We start from the raw sequence: 18,159 nt of genomic DNA, 5'->3' as shown, positions 1-18,159 counted from the left end.
CGTCCGCCGTGGGTTCTGCACACGGAGACTTGTCTAATGAGCGAAGTGGACGTCCTTTTTGCCTCCCTGCGACAGGCAGCTGACCCGCGGACGGTCGAGTGCATCGAGAACGTCGTCATGCATGGCTCGGATCGCGAGCTCAATCGCATCAATGCACTCGCTTTCGCCGATAAGCACCATCTCGATGAAGAGAAAACCATCGCTGCGTTTCTCCATGCAGCCCGCATAGGCGCATTCGAGATGACATGGAATGTGCTTTGCCCGGGATGCGGCGGCGTCCTCGACAGCGGCGCAACCCTCAAAACCGTCGTCCACGAGACGTACCATTGCGCGCTCTGCGCGGCCGGATACGAGCCGACCCTCGACGAGATGGTCGAGGTCACGTTTACGGTCAGCCCGCGCGTGCGCAGGATTGCCGGTCACGATCCCGATCGGTTGCCGCCGCTCGAATACTACCGCCAGATCTTCTTCAGCTCCGGGGTCGACCTGCCTGACGATCTCGAAGCGAGGTTTTCGCGCATCCAGCTGGAGATGATCGAGTTGGCTCCGGGCGAGAAGGCTTTCGTCTCCCTGCAGCTGCCGGCGCAGTTCGTCATCATCTTCGATCCGGTAACACACTCGGCGCAGTTCATCGACGTGCAGGGTGAGCCCACCGACGAACGTCAAACCCTCTCGATGATCATCAGTCGGACGCATGCGCTGAACGAAACGCTGACCCTGCGTCCTGGCTCACTGCGGCTGACGCTCGAAAACCACACCGATCGCAGGGTGGTGCCGAACGTTTGCATCGCAGGCGACGAGCTGCACGACCTGCTGGGCCGCAGGCGGCCTTTTCTGACAGCCAAGCGTCTGCTGACGAACCAGAGCTTCCGCGACATCTACCGGACCGACACACTCGACGTCGACCAGCGCCTCAAGATCACCAGCCTGACCTTCCTCTTCACCGACTTGAGGGGCTCGACCGCGCTTTACGAGCGCGTCGGAGATCTTGCCGCTTTCGATCTGGTGCGCGCGCATTTCCGGGTTCTTCACGAAATCGTCGCCACAGAGGCCGGAGCGGTCGTCAAGACCATAGGCGATGCCGTGATGGCGACCTTTCCGAGCCCGGACCGCGCCGTGGCGGCCGCACTCAAGATGCGCGAGGCGATGCTTCGACTGAATGCCGAACACGGCAGCGACGATCTTCTCCTGAAGATCGGCATCCATGAGGGACCATGCCTCGCAGTCAACCTGAACGACCGGCAGGACTACTTCGGCCAGACCGTCAATATCGCGTCGCGCGTCCAGGGCCTTGCCGATCCCAATGTGATCATGACGACGGAGGCGATCGTCGAGGATGCCCAGGTTTCAGAGATCCTCCGCGACAGCGGCATCACCTCGGCTTCCCGGATGGCGGAGCTTCAGGGCATCGGGAGAGAGGTAAGGATTTTTGCGCTGTCGTGAGGTTGGTCTGCTCTTCGGAGTCGAGCCAGCGGTAGCAGTTTCCGCTAGCCTTAGAAACTGGGCTTCCAGGATAACAAGGGGCACAATGTCCCCCAGCGTGAAGCTGAGGCGTAAGATCTCAATACGGACAGGAAATACGAAAGCGTGAAATGGTGCCGCCTACGTAAGACATTGCGTGCAAGCCAACATGCTTGGGTTGCCACCAACTCGCTGCGTCTATCCATCAAGAGCAGCTGTATGCAGACCGTTTACGTCGGTACCGAGCAACTCAACAAGGGCGGCTGCCGCGCGCTCCTCAACCCAGCTAATGTTGATTGTGATACTGCCATCGTCTTTCGGAGCAGGTTCAAGCGCAATTCCTAGCATGCCGTAGTCTGGCACGTTATACCTACAGCGCACGTTTAAGATGAACTCGGCCGCTGATCTCGCAGGCCGGATACGGAACTCAGTGCCTTTTTCTAGGATCAGACGAAAGGCTTGGTCCCAACCCTTCAGAGCTTCCCATAGTGAGATGCGGGCGCCGTATGAATTGATGAAGTCGCGCATTTCTGACGACCATTGCGCGGTTGGTATCAGTAAGCTTTCCGCCATCAAATCCACTGACAGGGTAACCTCTTCAGCACGACCGCTGTGCAGGCTCAGGTGCAAAGGTGGCATATCGACATGCTGTATGTAGTTGCGCAACCCGTAAATCAGTGCGTAGTATTTGTTATCACGCTCAATTTGAGTGAGAAAGCTTCGCCAAGCGATCCAAGCTGGTGAGCTTCGGCCAATCTGCTTTTTGAGATGCGTTTCTTGATGCTCAAGATAAGAGCGAAAAGAAGCACAGAGATTTAAAATCTTGCAGGAGAGTTCGGCAAGCGGTTCGTTGAGACCGTCACTGAACGCTTGCGGATCATCAAGAAATGTCGCGCCGATTTTCACTATCAGATCAAGGAGATCGTCGCGATTAGTTATAACCGCTCTGGCGATGTGAAGAGAGGAATGAGCCGCTCGGACTATCTTTGAAGCTTCATCAATTTCATTCCTCTCGGTTGAAGACAGAAGCGCCATCGCGTTGAAGACATTTACCGGCGGCTCCGAAGTTTGGTTGGGTTCATGCCTTGAGTAAGCGTGGAAAAGCCGCCAATTAGAACACTGGATAGGCATCGGCCAGTCTCACACGCGCAATGGAACGTCAGAGACTTCGACCTTTAGGGCGGCATCCGGAACGCCATTTTCGTGAAGAAGCTGAATGAATTCGCGCTTCGATTGTGCCGCAGTATTGCTCGGGCCGATAAGCAGTCTCTGAAAAAGATCAGGCAACGTTGCACCGTAAAAGCCATCTTCCGGAACATCGATCATTGGTATCTTGAATATGCGCTGGGGTGATCCTGCTATTGTAACACGATCTGGCAGGAGTCGCTTGGATTGCTGAAATGTTGGCTGGTAGATAATCCGCCATTCACGCTCTTCGTGAAAGCTTGGGTGCTTCGTACATATGATTGCATGTCGGTAGGCGGCAAAGAGGTGAGCGAATACATGGTCGCGACCCCGCTCTTGTAAATACTCGATATTGTCGACAATATTTTTGGCAACCTGTGTGTATCGCTCAATAAACTGAGCGGGCGAAAGATAGGCTACCGGGCTGGTGTAAGCATCCAGCGCATCGGAGGGGCGAAGGAATGGTCCGCTGTTCACGACGAACGCCACTGGATTTGATCCAGCGCCGTAGGCTCGCCACATAGATAGTCGTCCCATTTGTTCTTCATCTGGCAATTGCTCTGTTAAGCAAGTTATGTACGTTTCTTGTTCGAAGTGCGGTATCCAAGAGTTCAGAACTTCTAACAGATGATCGGTGAGACCCGTAAAGCAGCCATCTAATACTGTCGCTAGCTCGGCTGCGGCGTCGCTCTCCAAAGCGCCAGCCAAGCAGGCTTTGCCATGTGCTATCTCTGAGCTGTCGTTCATCCACGTAGCATTTCTCATCCACACCTGCTGATGCTGGATCATGGATGCAGCTGCAGTGCTACTGCAGTAATGAACAAACGAATGTCCTGAAGTCAGTGCCTCTAGCGTTTTACCGAGCGCATACGGATAAAATATCTGAAAGTTGCGGATGTCGTCGGCAGAGAGCGAAATGTTTTCCAATATTGACGAAAGCATGTCGGTTCCATGTTTGTTAAAGGCTGCACATTGAAACATGCAGATTGGCCGTTACGGCCGCGCAAATCTAAGTTGGATAACTTCTCGTTGATGTCGGCGTCATGCCATTTCAAAGGTCGCTTTCAGGCAGCCGCCTCATAAGAACTTCCGCGTCTGTCGATATTGGAACTTCTATTCGGTAAATTCCATCCGGCGTTGTCCATGGCACAATTCCAAAACACCACAAGAGGCGCTCAGCATGTCGATTGATTGCCAAAAACTCATCATAGGATGCCCACCGTCCACGCCGATCCCATAGGTACTCAAGGTCTCGCCCGAAGTCCTCCAGCCATGCCCGCAGCTCTCGGTGAGCCAGTTCTTCCTCAAGTGCACGGTTGCTCTCTAGCGCGCTACACTCTGCCCCTGCCGCATGCCCTAAAAGATTTCCTGCCCATTCAAGAACGAAAGCAATCTTTGAACTAGCTATCGCCATGAGGATATTCAAATCGGCATGGTCGCGATAAGCCAGCCTCGCCTCAGGTATATCGATGAACGCTTCGGTGATGCCTGCCAACAGCAAAGATTGAATGTCTGCAAGGCGGCGTTTAGCGAAATTAGCGCTGGCACGGGCAGCAAAGTATCCGTTCCACGCAGCATAGGTGATCCTGTGTAAGTCCCCATCCATCGAATTCTGTATTGGAGTTAGCAAAACGCCCGGCAACGTCTCGTCGATTACTTGCGTAAATCCGGCATGTGCAAGTTCGTGCGCAACGACGTATTGAGCATGATACCGGTCGGCATCGTCCTCGCTGATTAGCATACGACCAATAAGCCCTCTCAATACGATATGGCATTTTATCACACCATCTCGAATGACCATCGGCGCCTGCGCGACACCTACACCACCTTCGTCATCCTTAGTGCTGATAGGAGGGGCATCCGGCATCCCACGATCCAATTCGTGAAGAGCCGCAGCATAGTCATCGGCAAACGTAATCCCATCCAATCGCTCCAAGGGTATCGTCCAAATTGCGCTCGCTAAAACCTCAGAAAGAGCCGCAGAGATATGGTGCACGTCCTCCTGCTCAAACGCCCCAGTGAAATTAACAGAAATGTGCAAGGAAGCCTTTAAACTGCGCTCACCAAAGATGGCATGGGTAGATGCCTCGCGCACGTCCTCATGACTATAGCTCGAAAGAGCGTCCGAAATGGCAGCATCAATTACGCCGACTGACCGTATTCCAATTGATTCCGTCAACGAGGTAATTTCCGGACAATTAGAACCACTGATAAAGTAAGCATGACTGCACCCGGCAGCAGCACCGTTAAACATGCTTATGCCAATATCGTGGCTATCCTTTTCATGTGAACCGACCAGAATTTTTCGAGATGTGAGAGGAAGATATACCTCTTGGATGCCATCAAAGGGGGCCATCATCAGTGGATGATATTGCCCGTCTCGATCCCTCGATATGGCGACGCAATCTGGTAAGATCACATTGAATGCCGTTTCGTGGGTTCGCCAGACCAATGTGCTAAGTGCATTAATACGTGCTACCGGCGCAGGCGCTCCTTCAAGTACCCTATTGTGGGCATCGCGAGCATTCGCTGGTGCCTCGATTGATAGAGTTTGAATGGCTTGTTGGAGGAAGGGCAACTGTTGCTCAAAAAAAGGGGAGAGCCCTTCCCGCAATGCGGCAAAGGCAAACCGTTCCAGCAACTCAAGCGGTATACCAGACATCTGTACAGCCGGCTGTTTGCTGAATATTTCACCAATCCTGGCGCGAAACGTGTCAGAAATTTGCGGCGTTTGAATTCCAAATAGCCCACGCAAATTGGCTTCATTGCCAAAGACCTCAATTGCACCTCGTGCAAGGCCATCAAAGCCGTGGACTAAAGTCCCGCGCAAATGAGCGTTTCTGGTCGTGAGATGTGCGATAACCTCGGCAGCTATTGTGGCATCAGCATTTGCTCCTGCAGAAAGGGAGCGCAGTTGCGCCACTAGCCTTGCCAATCTACTTTCATAATCGGTAATTTCATCGTCAAGTGTTCGTTCGCCAGCGAGCGAAGGTTGTGAATAGAAGTACCTCTCTGCGCCTGATCTATTAATATGAGACGGATACGACTTACCGCCGCGCCGAAATACAAACACCCGTTCTGCATCACCAGTCTCAGGTATTAAAAAACCGCGCTGAAATAATTGTGGAATCTCATGCTGAATAATACCTGCCATATTGGTCCCTATTAATTGCTCGTCCCTGCGTGATGTCATCCACGCAGTAGCCTTCACCTCTGAGCTTGAGCCGCAACGGCGTAAAACTCAACCAGAGATTGGTAATAACTGTATTTTTACACAAGAGAATTTCTTCGGGAATCGAGGGACTTTCAAAACGACAAATTTTTTCGAGGGGTATTTAAGCCCCTTCGCGTAGCCGTTTCCCACTGAGATGCGACTAGTTCGACGCGCCCAAATCCCCTCCCGGCAATGCGCACGACCTTTCCGCGCCAGCCTTACGACATAGACGGTATAAGGCCGGGGAATAGGAGCTTTGCGTACATAGCAGGCTTATACGGTTTGCATGTCCGATTGGGTTAAATGCTCTGTTTGGGCAACACCTTCAGCGTACGGACCTCTATGGTCGTGGTTATCTGAACGCCTTCGCATTGCAGTCCTAGGCCGCTTGGGATTCCGGCAGCATGATTCGTGACTCAAGACCGGCAATTTCCAACTTTGACCAATAAGCCCGGAGCCTAAGGCCAATCTGCATAGCCCGAGGACAGCATGCTGTTTTCCGAGCCGGCCGAAGCGCGGGCGATTTCGCGGTAGCCGGCGGGCGAAAGGCCGGTCTTGCGTTTGAAGAAATGGCTGAAATAGGTCGGGTCGCGAAAGCCGAGGCTGTCGGAGATTTCCTGGATATTGCGGGCGGATCGCTCCAATCTGAGCTTTGCCTCCTGCACCACGCGCTCGTGCAGGAGCTGGATCGGCGAGCGGCCGAGCGCCCTTTGGCAGGTGGAATGCAGCCGGTCGGCCGTGACGCCCAGTTCCGCAGCATAATCGCTGATCGGCCGGTGCTGGCGGAAACCGGCCTCGACGAGTTGCCGATATCTCTGCAGGATCGATCCCACTTCGCCCTGCCCGCGCTGCTCGCTTCTTTCGCCATCGGAGCCGCGCCACAGCGCCATCAGAATGAGCCTGATATAAGCGGAGGCGACCATCCAGGAGGAGCGGGAGGGATCGCCCAGTTCCCGCACGAAGCCCGAGATCAGCGGGCTGATTTCAGTGACCGTCAAGGGATCCAATGCCTCGACCAGCTTGCGCTGTTCGGTGAAGATGCGCAGCGAATAGGATTCCATCTTGTCGCCGATCGCATCGACCATGATCTGCGGCGAAGCGCCGACCAGATGAGCCGCGGTTCCGGCAGATATCGACAGATCGCACCGCGCCTGCGGCGGCAGGAAGGCAAGCAGCGGTCCGTGCAGCGGTCGATGTTCGCCATTGTCGAAATGAAGCTCGCCACTCCCCTCCCCGAGCAGAAGGAAATGGTGGAAATCGGCATACAGCCCTTTTTGGAAACGGATGCGACGGTGCGACAGCGACGGAGCGTGCCACTCGCCCCTGGCATAATGATGAATCCCTCCGTCCGTCGCCAACGCTTCTCCTCCATCCCCCAAGTCAAACAATGCTGATATCACCGGATAATTACAATATTAACCCAATAAATCGCATTCCATCCGCGCCAGATCGGCGTAACCTTTTCTCCATCAGCCTTTGGGAGGAGGCACTTCAACAGATGCAGGAACGGTCAGGCCGCCCTCGTGGCGCCGCGTCCGCTCGTTTTCTCCCATGGCAACAATGCAAGCGTCATCACGCGGAACCAACGCGTTGGGAATGGGTGGAACAGTGTTTTCGGCACAGCTGATGATCAACAACGAGGCGATGGATGCTTCCGAAGGGACCACCTTCGAACGCATCGATCCGTTGACCGGCGACGTCGCAACGATCGCTTCGGCAGGATCCGTTGCCGACATGACGAGGGCAGCCAATGCGGCAGCAGCAGCCTTTCCGGACTGGTCGCAGACCGGCCCGGGCGAGCGGCGCAGGCTTCTGAATGCCGCAGCCGACATCCTGGAGGCCCGCACATCCGAACTCGTTGCCGCCATGACCGGCGAAACCGGCGCCACCGCGCAATGGGCGGCGATCAATTGCCGGCTCGGCGCGGATATTCTTCGAGAGGCGGCGGCAATGACCACGCAAATATCCGGCGAGCTCATTCCTTCCGGCATTCCCGGAAGCCTTGCCATGGCGGTCCGCCAGCCGGCAGGCGTCTGCGTCGGCATTGCCCCCTGGAATGCGCCTGTTATCCTCGGCACGCGCGCCGTCGCCATGCCGCTTGCCTGCGGCAACACCGTCGTCCTCAAGGCCTCCGAACTCTGCCCGAAGACCCATGGCCTGATCGGCGACGTCCTGCGTGACGCCGGTTTTCCGCGCGGCGTCGTCAATGTCGTTTCCAATGCGCCGAGCGATGCTGCCGCCGTCGTTGATGCGCTGATCGCCCATCCGGCCGTCCGCCGCATCAATTTCACCGGCTCCACCCGTGTCGGCAGGATCATTGCCGAATCCGCGGCAAAGCATCTCAAGCGCTGCCTGCTCGAACTCGGCGGCAAGGCGCCGTTCATCGTCCTTGCCGACGCCGATATCGACGAGGCCGTGCGTGCTGCCGCCTTCGGCGCCTTCATGAACCAGGGCCAGATCTGCATGTCCACCGAGCGGATCATCCTGATGGACGAGATCGCCGACGGCTTCGTCGGCAAGTTTCGCACGAAAGCCGCAACCCTCGTCGCCGGCAACCCTAAGGACGGCAACACGCCGCTCGGAACGCTGATCAACACTGAGGCCGTCCGCCGCGTCCGGTCACTCGTCGACGATGCCCTGCAGAAGGGCGCGGTCCTCGTCTGCGGCGGCCAGGCCAACGGCACGCTGATGGACGCGACCGTCATCGATCACGTGACGCCTGCCATGCGCATCTACCGCGAGGAAAGCTTTGGACCGGTCGCGGCGATCGTCCGCGTCGGCAGCGTCGACGAGGCCGTGACGGTTGCCAACGACAACGAATACGGGCTGTCGGCCGCCGTCTTCAGCGCCGACGTCAATGCGGCACTTGCCGTCGCCATGCGGCTCGAATCCGGCATCTGCCACATCAACGAGGCGACCGTCTCCGACGAACCGCAAATGCCCTTCGGCGGCGTCAAATCAAGCGGCTACGGCCGCTTCGGCGGCAAGGCCGCGATCGATGAATTCACCGAGCTCAGATGGATCACCATGGCCTCGGGAAAACGGCACTACCCGATCTGAATTGAGATCGGCCGACATGAACAATGGGAACGGGCTGGGAGGCCCGATCAAGAGGGAGGAATGATTTCATGAACGGCATTTTCCGCAGCGGAAAATTCAACGCGGCATCTCTGAGCCGCCGCTCTTTCATCGCATCGACCGTGGCGGGTGGTGCGGCGCTGGCGCTTTCCGGCCGCACGGCCTTCGCTCAGAGCGGCGATACGCTGAAGGTCGGCTTCATCAGCCCGCGCACCGGCCCTCTCGGCGGCTTCGGCGAGACGGACGGTTATGTGCTGGAGCTGGCGCGCAAGGCGCTGGCTAACGGCCTGCAGGCAGGCGGCAAGACCTGGAAGGTTGAGATCCTCGACCAGGACACCCAGTCCGATCCCTCGCGTGCCGGCCAGTTGGCGAAGGACCTGATCAACAACCAGGCGATCGACCTGATGCTCGCCGTCTCGACGCCCGAAACCATCAACCCGGTGGCCGATGCCTGCGAAGCGGCCGGCATTCCCTGCCTCTCGACGGTCATGCCCTGGGAAGCCTGGTATTTCGGCCGCGGCGCCAAGCCGGGCGCGCCCTCGCCGTTCAAGTGGACTTACCATTTCGGCTTCGGCGTCGAAGAGTTCCACAAGGCCTATGTTTCGCAGTGGAACCTGCTCGAGACCAACAAGAAGGTCGGCGTCATGTATCCCAACGACGCCGACGGCAATGCGATCCGCACCCATCTGGCGCCGGCGCTTTCCAAGGCGGGCTTCACCATCGTCGATCCCGGAGCCTATGAAACCGGAACCACCGACTTTACCGCGCAGATCGCTCTCTTCAGGCAGGAGGGCGTGGAGATCTTCAATTCGTTCCCGATACCGCCCGACTTCGCCGCCTTCTGGCGTCAGGCCGCGCAGCAGGGCCTTACCCAGCAGATCAAGATCTGCCAGATCGCCAAGACCGGCCTGTTTCCCTCCGACATCGAGGCGCTCGGCGACCTTGGCCTGAACATCGGCAGTGCTGCCTACTGGCATAAGGCCTTCCCCTATAAATCCACGCTGACTGGCGTATCGGGAACCGAACTCGCCGACGGCTATGAGACGGCAAGCGGCAAGCAGTGGACGCAGCAGCTCGGCGCCAGCCTTGCGCTTCTCGACGCCGGCTTCGAAGCGCTGAAGGCCAGCACAGACGTCAAGAGCAAGGAGGCCGTCGCCAAGGCGATCAGCACGCTGAAGACCACCACGATCGCCGGCAAGGTCGATTTCACCAGCGGCCCCGTCGCCAACGTCTCTCCCGGACCGATCATCGGCACGCAATGGGTGAAAGCGCCGGAGGGCTCGAAATTCGCGCTCGACTATGTCGTCACCGAAAACGCCACCGACTCCAATGTCCCGGTCGGCGCCAAGCTCACCGCATACAATGGATAACCAAGTGCAGCGACAGGAAGCGCTAAGACGGCCGGGGGGAGCCTTTCTCTCGGCCAAGGGGATCCACAAGCGGTTCGGCGCGCTGGTGGTGCTGGAGAATCTGGATTTTTCTATGGGCGATGGCGAGGCAATCGGCATTGTCGGGCCGAACGGCGCCGGCAAGACGACCCTGCTCAGCGTGCTCGCCGGCGCCTTCCCGCCGAATGAAGGAAGCATCACCTTCGACGGCGTCGACGTCACGCGCCGGACGGCGGCGGAGCGCTGCCGGTCCGGGCTCGTCCGGACCCATCAGATTCCCAAGCCCTTCGGCGGCATGACGACCTTCGAAAATGTCTTCGTCGCGGCATCGCACGGCAATGCCGCAAGCCGCGACGAGGCCTATGAGCGCGTGGTGGATTCGCTTTCGCTCTGCGGCATGCTCTCCGTCGCCAACCGCCCCGCCGACACGCTCGGCCTGCTGGACCGCAAACGCCTGGAGCTTGCCCGTGCGCTTGCCACGCAGCCGAGGCTGATGCTGCTCGACGAGATCGGCGGCGGCCTGACGGATGGCGAGGCGAGCGAACTGGTGGAAACCATCCTGGAACTGCGCCGCCGCGGCATCGGCATCGTCTGGATCGAGCATATCGTTCATATCCTCCTGCAGGTGGCCGAACGGCTGATCTGCATGGATGCCGGCAGGATCATCGCCGATGGCGAACCGAAAATGGTCATGAGCGATGCGGAAGTGGTCAAGGCCTATCTAGGAGGGACACCCGCATGAGCCTTCTCTCCATCCGCGACCTCGACGTCCGCCACGGCCTGCTCCAAGCAGTGCGCGGTGTCAGCTTCGATCTTGCCAAGGGCGAGGTACTGGCGCTGGTCGGCGCAAATGGCGCGGGCAAGACGACGCTGCTCAGATCGATCGCCGGCGCCCATCTGCCGTCCTCCGGTCGCGTCCTTCTTGACGATGAAGATCTGGCCGCCGTCCCGTCGCACAAGCGGATCGCCAAGGGCATCGCCCTGGTGCCGGAAGGCCGGCGCCTGTTTTCACAGATGACGGTGGAAGAGAACCTGCTTCTCGGAAAGAGCTCCGGCCGCAAGGGCGAGTGGAACATCGACCGCGTCCTCGACGCCTTTCCGAACCTGAAACCCCGTCGTCACGCCAAAACAGGGCATCTTTCGGGCGGAGAACAGCAGGCGACCGCCATCGGCCGGGCGCTGATGAGCAATCCCGATATTCTTCTCCTGGACGAGGTCTCGCTCGGGCTTTCGCCTCTGGTCGTCGATCGCGTCTATGCCCAGCTGCAGGCACTGCTCACATCTGGAACGACCATCGTGCTCGTCGAGCAGGATCTCGCCCGCGCCATGAGCGTCGCAAGCCGTCTCATCTGCATGCTGGAAGGACGCATCGTCCTCGACCGGCCGGCCGCTGCCGTCACGCGCGAGCACGTCACCCAGGCCTATTTCGGATTGCACCGGGCAGCCGGCGAAAGGAGCGCATCGTGATCAACACCCTGCTCCAGGGCATTCTGCTCGGCGGCTACTACGCCGTCATCGCCTGCGGCCTGTCCTTCATGTTCTCGGTCATGCGGATCATCAATCTCGCGCATGGCAGCCTGGCGGTCGCAGCCGCTTACGGGCTGTGGCTGCTCGCCGCCAAAGCCGGCATTCCGCCTTTCGCCGGCCTGCTGATCGTGCTGCCGGTCATGGCGGCGGCCGGCTGGCTGTTGCAGCGCTTCATTCTGGAACGCAGCGCCCGCGGCGGCACGCTGCTGCCGATCCTCACGACCTTCGGCCTGTCGATCGTCATCGACAACCTGCTGTTCGAGCAGTTCGGCGCCGACACCCGCTCGCTCGCGCCCTTCATCGGCAACCTGTCCTATGCCTCCTGGCAATTGCCGGGCCACATCTACGTCGGCAAGCTTGCCGTCATGATGATGGTGACGGCAGTCCTCATTCTCGGCGGGCTGCAGTTCTTCCTCAGCCGCTTTGCGCTTGGCCGCGCGATCCGCGCCACGGCCGAAGATCCCGATACGGCGGGGCTGGTCGGCATCGATGCCCGCAGGGTAAACGCCGTCGCCACCGCGATCGCCATGGTCACGGTCGGGATCGCCGGTGCGTTTCTCGGGATGCGGGCAACCTTCAGCGCCTATTCCGGCGGCCCGCAGCTTCTCTTCGCCTTCGAGGCAGCCGTCATCGGCGGCGCGGGATCGCTATGGGGCACACTTGCCGGCGGCATCGTTCTCGGCCTTGCCCAATCGCTCGGCGCGCAATTGCATCCGCAAGGCTTCCTGATCGGCGGCCATGCCGTGTTCCTGCTGGTGCTTTTCATTCGGCTGTCCGGGTTCGGCATGCCGGTTCTCGACAAACTTGGCGCCTCCCTGCGCACCCGTCTCCGGAGCCCGACATGAGCCCCAACGCGACCCTTGCCTCCAACGGAATATCGATAGAACGCTGGACGAAGTCGTCGCGGGTGGCGCTTGGCTGCATGGCCGCGGTGCTCGCGCTGCTGATGTTTGCCCCCGCTGTGCTCGGCGCCGGCGCGATCGACCGGATGACCGCCCTGTTCATTTACGTGATCCTTGCCGCCATGTGGAATGCGCTTGCCGGTTTCGGCGGGCTCGTCTCGGTCGGCCAGCAGGTGTTCTTCGGCCTCGGCGCCTATTTCACCATCCGCCTGGCGGATGCGGGGCTCAATCCCTTCGTCGCGCTGTTTGCCGCCGCGATCGTGACCGGCGCGCTGTCGATCCCGCTTTCACTGTTCATGCTGCGCCTGAAGGGTGGCGAGTTCGCGATCGGCATGTGGGTTATCGCGGAACTCGCCCACCTGCTGGTCAACCTCGACCGGCTGATCCAGGGGGAAACGGGAACCTCGCTGATCTCGCTCAACGTCTATGACGGCGCGACGCGGCGGGCGACGATCTACTGGCTCGCCTTGACGGCCATGGCCGCCCTGCTCGGCGCTCTTTTCATCCTGATGCGCAGCCGCGCGGGTGCAGCCATGCAGGCGATCCGCGACAATGAGGAGGCGGCAACCTCGGTCGGCGTGCGCGTGATCGCAACCAAGAGGCTGCTCTTCGTGCTCGCCGCCTTCGGCATCGCGGTCGCCGGAGGCCTGTGGCTGGCGACCGCCACGACCTTCCAGCCGAAGACCTATTTCAGCGTCCAATGGACGGCCTACATGATCTTCATGGTGCTGGTCGGCGGGATCGGCAAGTTCGAAGGCGCGATCCTCGGCGCCATCCTGTTCTTCGTGATCGAGACCGTCTTCGGCGGAGCCGGCGTCTGGTACCTGATCGGCCTCGGCGCCACCGCCTTGATTTTCTCGCTCTACCTGCCGCGCGGCCTTTGGGGCGAAATCGAGCGCCGCTTCGATTTTCAACTTCTGCCCGTCGGCTACCGGCTGAAATTGCCCGGTCCGCATAAAATCAAATGGGAAGAATGAGCCGGCTTGCTTCCGGATTCTGTTGCGAAAGGTGACGTTCATGCTTTTTGGTAAAACAATTCTGGTGACCGGCGTGGCTTCCGGCATCGGCGCCCGCACGGCGGAACTGGCCGGCCAGATGGGCGCTGAGGTCATCGGCGTCGATGTGCGCGAGCCGGTGGGGGGAAGTGCCGCCTTCATCAAGGGCGATCTGTCCACGGCATCAGGCGTTGCCGAGATCGTCGCGCAGCTTCCAGCCCGCCTCGACGCGCTCGCCAATGTCGCCGGCCTCTCCGGCAGCACCGGCGTCGTCTCGACGCTCGCCGTCAATTTCTACGGGCTTCGCGCCCTGTCGGAAGCCGTGGCGCCCCGCCTGCGCGAAGGCGGCGCCATCGTCAACGTCGCCTCGATCGCCGGCTACGGCTGGCGCGCCAACCTCGAGCGGGCAAAGTCCTTGACCGGTATCGAAGGCTTTCCCGAAGTGGCGGCGGTCGTCACTGAGCACGGCCTCAAAGACGAGGAAGGTTACCCGCTCTCCAAGGAGCTGCTACTGCTCTGGACCATGCGCGCCGCTCACCAGCCGCTGTTCAAAAGCCGCGGCATCCGGGTGAATGCTGTCAGCCCCGGGCCGGTGGAAACGCCGATCCTCAAGCAGTTCCGCGCCGTGCTCGGCGACGCCAGGGTCGATAGCGACATCACCCGCGTCGGCCGCGCCGGCACCTCCGCCGATATCGCACCCGCCGTGCTCTTCCTCTGCTCGGATGGCGCGCGCTGGATCAACGGCGCCAATCTTGCCGTCGACGGCGGCCTCGAAGCTTCCATCAACGCCGAAGTCCTCGGCTTCTAGTTCTTGTCCCAAGGAGACCCCCGATGAATATTTCCCTCCTCATCAACGGCGCAGACCGCGCGGCCTCCGGCGGCCGGACCTATGATCGCATCGATCCCTTCACCGAGAAGCTCGCAAGCCGCGCCGCCGCGGCAAGCCTGGAGGATGCCGCCGCTGCGGTCGATGCCGCCAGCGCCGCCTTCGGCGCCTGGTCGAAGACCGGCCCCGGCCAGCGCCGCGCGATCCTGATGAAGGCCGCCGATATCCTGGATTCCAAGGTGGGCGAGTTTACCCAATTGATGATCGAGGAAACGGGCGCCACCGCGCCCTGGGCCGGCTTCAATGTCATGTTCGCTGCCAACATCCTGCGCGAGGCCGGCGCCATGACCACGCAGATATCAGGCGAAATCATCCCTTCCGACAAACCCGGCACGCTCGCCATGGGCGTTCGCCAGGCTGCAGGCGTCTGCCTGGCGATTGCCCCCTGGAACGCGCCCGTCATCCTCGCCACCCGCGCCATCGCCATGCCGATCGCCTGCGGCAATACCGTCGTCCTCAAGGCATCCGAACAATGCCCCGGCACGCACCGGCTGATCGCGACGGCACTGACCGAAGCCGGCCTGCCGGCGGGTGTCGTCAATGTCATCACCAACGCGCCGGAGGATGCGCCCGAGATCGTCGCCGCGCTGATTGCCCATCCGGCCGTCAAGCGCGTGAACTTCACCGGGTCGACCAAGGTCGGCAAGATCATCGCCGAGACCTGCGGCAGGCATCTCAAACCCGCCCTCCTCGAGCTCGGCGGCAAGGCGCCGCTGGTCATTCTCGACGACGCCGATATCGACGGTGCCGTCAATGCCGCCATTTTCGGCGCCTTCATGAACCAGGGCCAGATCTGCATGTCGACAGAACGCATCATCGTCGACGAGACGATCGCCGACCAGTTCGTCGCCAAACTGGCCGCCCGCGCCAGCCAGCTCCCGGCCGGCGATCCGCGCGGCCACGTTGTTCTCGGTTCGCTGATCAGCCTCGACGCGGCGAAGAAAATGGATGAGTTGATTGCCGATGCGACCGCCAAGGGGGCAAAGCTCGTGGCCGGCGGCAAGCGCTCCGGCACCGTGGTCGAGGCGACGCTGCTCGATCACGTCACGCCCGAGATGCGTGTCTACTCGGAAGAATCCTTCGGCCCGGTCAAGCCGATCATTCGCGTTACCAGTGAGGAAGAAGCAATCCGCATCGCCAACGACAGCGAATACGGCCTGTCATCCGCCGTCTTCAGCCGGAATGTCCAGCGGGCAATGGCCGTTGCGGCACGGATCGAATCCGGCATCTGCCACATCAATGGCCCGACTGTGCACGACGAGGCGCAAATGCCCTTCGGCGGCGTCAAGGGCAGCGGCTATGGCCGTTTCGGCGGCAAGGCGGCGATCGCCGAATTCACCGATCTGCGCTGGATCACGGTCGAGGATTCCGCCCAGCACTATCCCTTCTGAGCTGGTTTGACAGACGTCACCGTGCCACGACGCCATTCGGTCGTGGCACGGCCTATGCTCAGACCGGCGAAAGAGATTTCGCACCGCTCTTAGGGAGACGTTTCAGCTTCGGTGTGGCGTGGGCGGCGAACCGCGACTGCGATCGATCCGAGTTCAGCTCTCCAGCCATTGGGCGATGAGCTTGGCTGCCGCCCGCTTGCGGCCCACACGAATGTCGGCGGCGCCGGTGTCGAAATCCAGGCCGTTTTTCTCCCGCACCTGTCTCAGCCATGTCGGAAAGGCATCAAGGTTTCCGCATCCGAGAAGGAGAAGGCCGAGATCGTTCCGGTAGGTCTTTTTCTCGCTTTCCGAGAACTCTCCGCGCTCGGCGATACGCGCATTCAGTTCCCACTGCCAGTCCGGGTTCGGCCGGATCTGCAATCGCACGACATTCTTGGCGATCAGCGGATGACCTTCGGTGCCACGCAGCGGGATCGCAATATGGATTTCCCAGTCCTCGTGAAGCCGTCAGTTGCTCATCCGCCGTTCGATTTGGTCAAGCCGGTGCTTTCCCGCCACCGTCTCTGAGCGGCCTCATATCCCGGTTAATGCCGCGCACGGCATCCAATGCCCGCTAACAGAAACCGACCGCGTCACACGACGACGGTTCCCTCGCTTTCCGTTCGGTTAAAATGCAGCGAAGTATCGCTGGTCACCTCTTTTCTGATGGCGGCGGCGATCTCTTCCCACTGATCCAATGCGATGATCTTCACCTTGGCCTTTTGGACAACCGCAGCAAGCCCCGCTCTGATCATCTCGAGAAACCGGTCGAGCTTGTTGGATGCGCCGGTGATCGCCTCGTAGCGCAGGCGCACGTAATACTCCACGCAGTTGCATCCGGAAGGCTGGGACGCCCTGCCATACAAGAAGACGTCCGGATCGTTCGCGCTGGCGGCAATCCCTTGTTGCGCGGCCAGCACCGAGCCTCGCAGACTGTCCACGTAGACAGTGATATCTAGTCACTTATGCGCGGTGGTCCGTTTTGTCTCGTCGAAGCCCGCCGCCGAGATAAGGTCTGCGAGCCGCATGATCAGAGTGTGGGAAACCCACAATGCGGAACTCGTGTCCGTCATGGATTGGAGGAAACCCAACTTCATCGATTCATCTCGCGCTTGCCTACTGCATATTGCTACAGCATCCTTCGCGCGTCTGAAAAGACACGCAGCGCTGCAGGTCGGGAAAAGCCCTCTCAATCAAAAATGCTGCTGAACACGCGCCCCAGCTTCCCGAGATCGCCACCTTCTTCATAGAAGGGGTCACGCGGCCGATAGGCATTGATGACGTAGTTGCGCAGCTTCGGAAAACGCTCTTTCGGTAACTTGCAAGGAAGGTGAGATATTTCCAGATTTTGCATAATGTCATTCTTTAGGTTTTCCCAGCCTTCCAGCTTGTTCTTCCCATATATCCGTAGCGACCGGAGTTTCTTCAGCTGCGAAAGAACCGAAACATCGCCTGCAATCTTACATGAGGAAATCTGCAAAACTTCGACCTCCTTGAAGCGCAGAATGTCCTCGGCGTCCTTGATGGTCGAAGCGATCAGGAAAAGCCTCTTGATCGGAGCTCCTTCGAAAATCGACAGGGAGCCGGAAAAGCCTTGGAGCGAGAGATTGGCGAGGTTGGGCCATTTGCCATTCAGCGCTTTGATCTTATTGGCCTTCCAATCGAGATTGAGCCATGCCTCAAGTTGCGGAAACAGGTCCGGCAGCACATCTCCGAAAGGCACATCTTGGGCTGTGATCGCCTTGACGCTGCCGAACCGCTTGAACCTGTCGAGATCGAAATCCTTAGCAAAAGCGCCCGATCCGGAAATGCCGATCTTTCCGATGGCATCCTTGTTCTTGATACCATCGAGGCTAGGGGCGAAGTATTCCTGCAGCCTCCCCTCGGCGACATCCTGAACTTCGATGGAGAAGCCATCACATTCATATTGGTCGATCAGCTCACCGTATTTTTCGAAGCCTTCCTTGTTGAAGGCTGCTTCCTTCTTTGCAAATCGGGATGCAGCCGTCCGCACTATGACATGAGGCCCCCTCATCAAATTGTCCATGGTTCGCTCATCGGCTTCGAACAGAACTTCCGACACCTATTTCTCC

16 protein-coding genes are annotated in these 18,159 nt (G+C 59.5%); 9 read left to right on the top strand and 7 right to left on the bottom strand.

What is annotated here, in order from left to right; translation table 11 throughout:
* Positions 1 to 36 precede the first annotated feature (36 nt).
* Complete coding sequence (locus RlegSU303_RS27665; RefSeq protein WP_131719882.1) at positions 37 to 1,443, top strand: adenylate/guanylate cyclase domain-containing protein; 1,407 nt, start codon at positions 37 to 39, stop codon at positions 1,441 to 1,443.
* 216 nt (positions 1,444 to 1,659) lie between these two features.
* Here the strand turns inward: RlegSU303_RS27665 and RlegSU303_RS27660 are convergent, their stop codons facing one another.
* From RlegSU303_RS27660 to RlegSU303_RS27645, 4 genes are all read right to left on the bottom strand, one after another.
* The gene (locus tag RlegSU303_RS27660; protein WP_131719883.1) at positions 1,660 to 2,592 is read right to left on the bottom strand and encodes a hypothetical protein; all 933 of its coding nucleotides are present in this window, start codon (positions 2,590 to 2,592) and stop codon (positions 1,660 to 1,662) included.
* A gap of 9 nt (positions 2,593 to 2,601) precedes the next feature.
* On the bottom strand, positions 2,602 to 3,588 hold the full coding sequence (locus tag RlegSU303_RS27655; RefSeq protein WP_165507535.1) for a DUF2971 domain-containing protein: 987 nt from the start codon (positions 3,586 to 3,588) through the stop codon (positions 2,602 to 2,604).
* A gap of 109 nt (positions 3,589 to 3,697) precedes the next feature.
* Positions 3,698 to 5,839: a hypothetical protein gene (locus RlegSU303_RS27650; RefSeq protein ID WP_131719885.1), complete on the bottom strand. Its 2,142-nt coding sequence runs from the start codon at positions 5,837 to 5,839 to the stop codon at positions 3,698 to 3,700.
* A gap of 479 nt (positions 5,840 to 6,318) precedes the next feature.
* On the bottom strand, positions 6,319 to 7,218 hold the full coding sequence (locus RlegSU303_RS27645; protein ID WP_131719886.1) for a helix-turn-helix transcriptional regulator: 900 nt from the start codon (positions 7,216 to 7,218) through the stop codon (positions 6,319 to 6,321).
* A gap of 238 nt (positions 7,219 to 7,456) precedes the next feature.
* Between RlegSU303_RS27645 and RlegSU303_RS27640 the strand changes: the two genes are divergently transcribed.
* The 8 genes from RlegSU303_RS27640 to RlegSU303_RS27605 all read left to right on the top strand — a co-directional run bounded on the left by RlegSU303_RS27640 (position 7,457) and on the right by RlegSU303_RS27605 (position 16,027).
* Entirely contained in the window at positions 7,457 to 8,920 is a 1,464-nt protein-coding gene (locus RlegSU303_RS27640; protein ID WP_131719887.1) for an aldehyde dehydrogenase, read from the top strand.
* Between the two features lie 68 nt (positions 8,921 to 8,988).
* Positions 8,989 to 10,308 (top strand): ABC transporter substrate-binding protein, encoded by a 1,320-nt coding sequence (locus RlegSU303_RS27635; protein WP_131719888.1) that lies wholly within the window; start codon positions 8,989 to 8,991, stop codon positions 10,306 to 10,308.
* Positions 10,309 to 10,420: 112 nt separating this feature from the next.
* A complete protein-coding gene (locus tag RlegSU303_RS27630; RefSeq protein ID WP_445944758.1) occupies positions 10,421 to 11,068 on the top strand; it encodes an ABC transporter ATP-binding protein in 648 nt (215 codons plus the stop codon).
* Complete coding sequence (locus RlegSU303_RS27625) at positions 11,065 to 11,793, top strand: ABC transporter ATP-binding protein (protein ID WP_131719890.1); 729 nt, start codon at positions 11,065 to 11,067, stop codon at positions 11,791 to 11,793. The genes RlegSU303_RS27630 and RlegSU303_RS27625 overlap by 4 nt, the downstream gene beginning before the upstream one ends.
* Entirely contained in the window at positions 11,790 to 12,698 is a 909-nt protein-coding gene (locus RlegSU303_RS27620; RefSeq protein ID WP_131719891.1) for a branched-chain amino acid ABC transporter permease, read from the top strand. Before RlegSU303_RS27625 ends, RlegSU303_RS27620 begins: the two co-directional genes overlap by 4 nt.
* Positions 12,695 to 13,732: a branched-chain amino acid ABC transporter permease gene (locus tag RlegSU303_RS27615; protein ID WP_131708294.1), complete on the top strand. Its 1,038-nt coding sequence runs from the start codon at positions 12,695 to 12,697 to the stop codon at positions 13,730 to 13,732. The genes RlegSU303_RS27620 and RlegSU303_RS27615 overlap by 4 nt, the downstream gene beginning before the upstream one ends.
* A gap of 40 nt (positions 13,733 to 13,772) precedes the next feature.
* A complete protein-coding gene (locus RlegSU303_RS27610; protein WP_131719892.1) occupies positions 13,773 to 14,558 on the top strand; it encodes a coniferyl-alcohol dehydrogenase in 786 nt (261 codons plus the stop codon).
* A 23-nt stretch (positions 14,559 to 14,581) separates the two neighbouring features.
* A complete protein-coding gene (locus tag RlegSU303_RS27605; protein WP_131719893.1) occupies positions 14,582 to 16,027 on the top strand; it encodes an aldehyde dehydrogenase in 1,446 nt (481 codons plus the stop codon).
* 153 nt (positions 16,028 to 16,180) lie between these two features.
* Here the strand turns inward: RlegSU303_RS27605 and RlegSU303_RS27600 are convergent, their stop codons facing one another.
* From RlegSU303_RS27600 to RlegSU303_RS27590, 3 genes are all read right to left on the bottom strand, one after another.
* The gene (locus tag RlegSU303_RS27600) at positions 16,181 to 16,453 is read right to left on the bottom strand and encodes a hypothetical protein (protein WP_231283875.1); all 273 of its coding nucleotides are present in this window, start codon (positions 16,451 to 16,453) and stop codon (positions 16,181 to 16,183) included.
* A 206-nt stretch (positions 16,454 to 16,659) separates the two neighbouring features.
* Positions 16,660 to 16,986: a hypothetical protein gene (locus tag RlegSU303_RS27595; RefSeq protein WP_131719894.1), complete on the bottom strand. Its 327-nt coding sequence runs from the start codon at positions 16,984 to 16,986 to the stop codon at positions 16,660 to 16,662.
* A 269-nt stretch (positions 16,987 to 17,255) separates the two neighbouring features.
* On the bottom strand, positions 17,256 to 18,149 hold the full coding sequence (locus RlegSU303_RS27590) for a leucine-rich repeat domain-containing protein (RefSeq protein ID WP_131719895.1): 894 nt from the start codon (positions 18,147 to 18,149) through the stop codon (positions 17,256 to 17,258).
* Positions 18,150 to 18,159: the final 10 nt, after the last annotated feature.

This window comes from Rhizobium sp. SU303 (genome assembly GCF_021052345.1).
Taxonomy (GTDB): domain Bacteria; phylum Pseudomonadota; class Alphaproteobacteria; order Rhizobiales; family Rhizobiaceae; genus Rhizobium; species Rhizobium laguerreae.
Note: the sequence above shows the minus strand (reverse complement) of the source record. Positions and strands in the feature narration are given on the sequence as shown.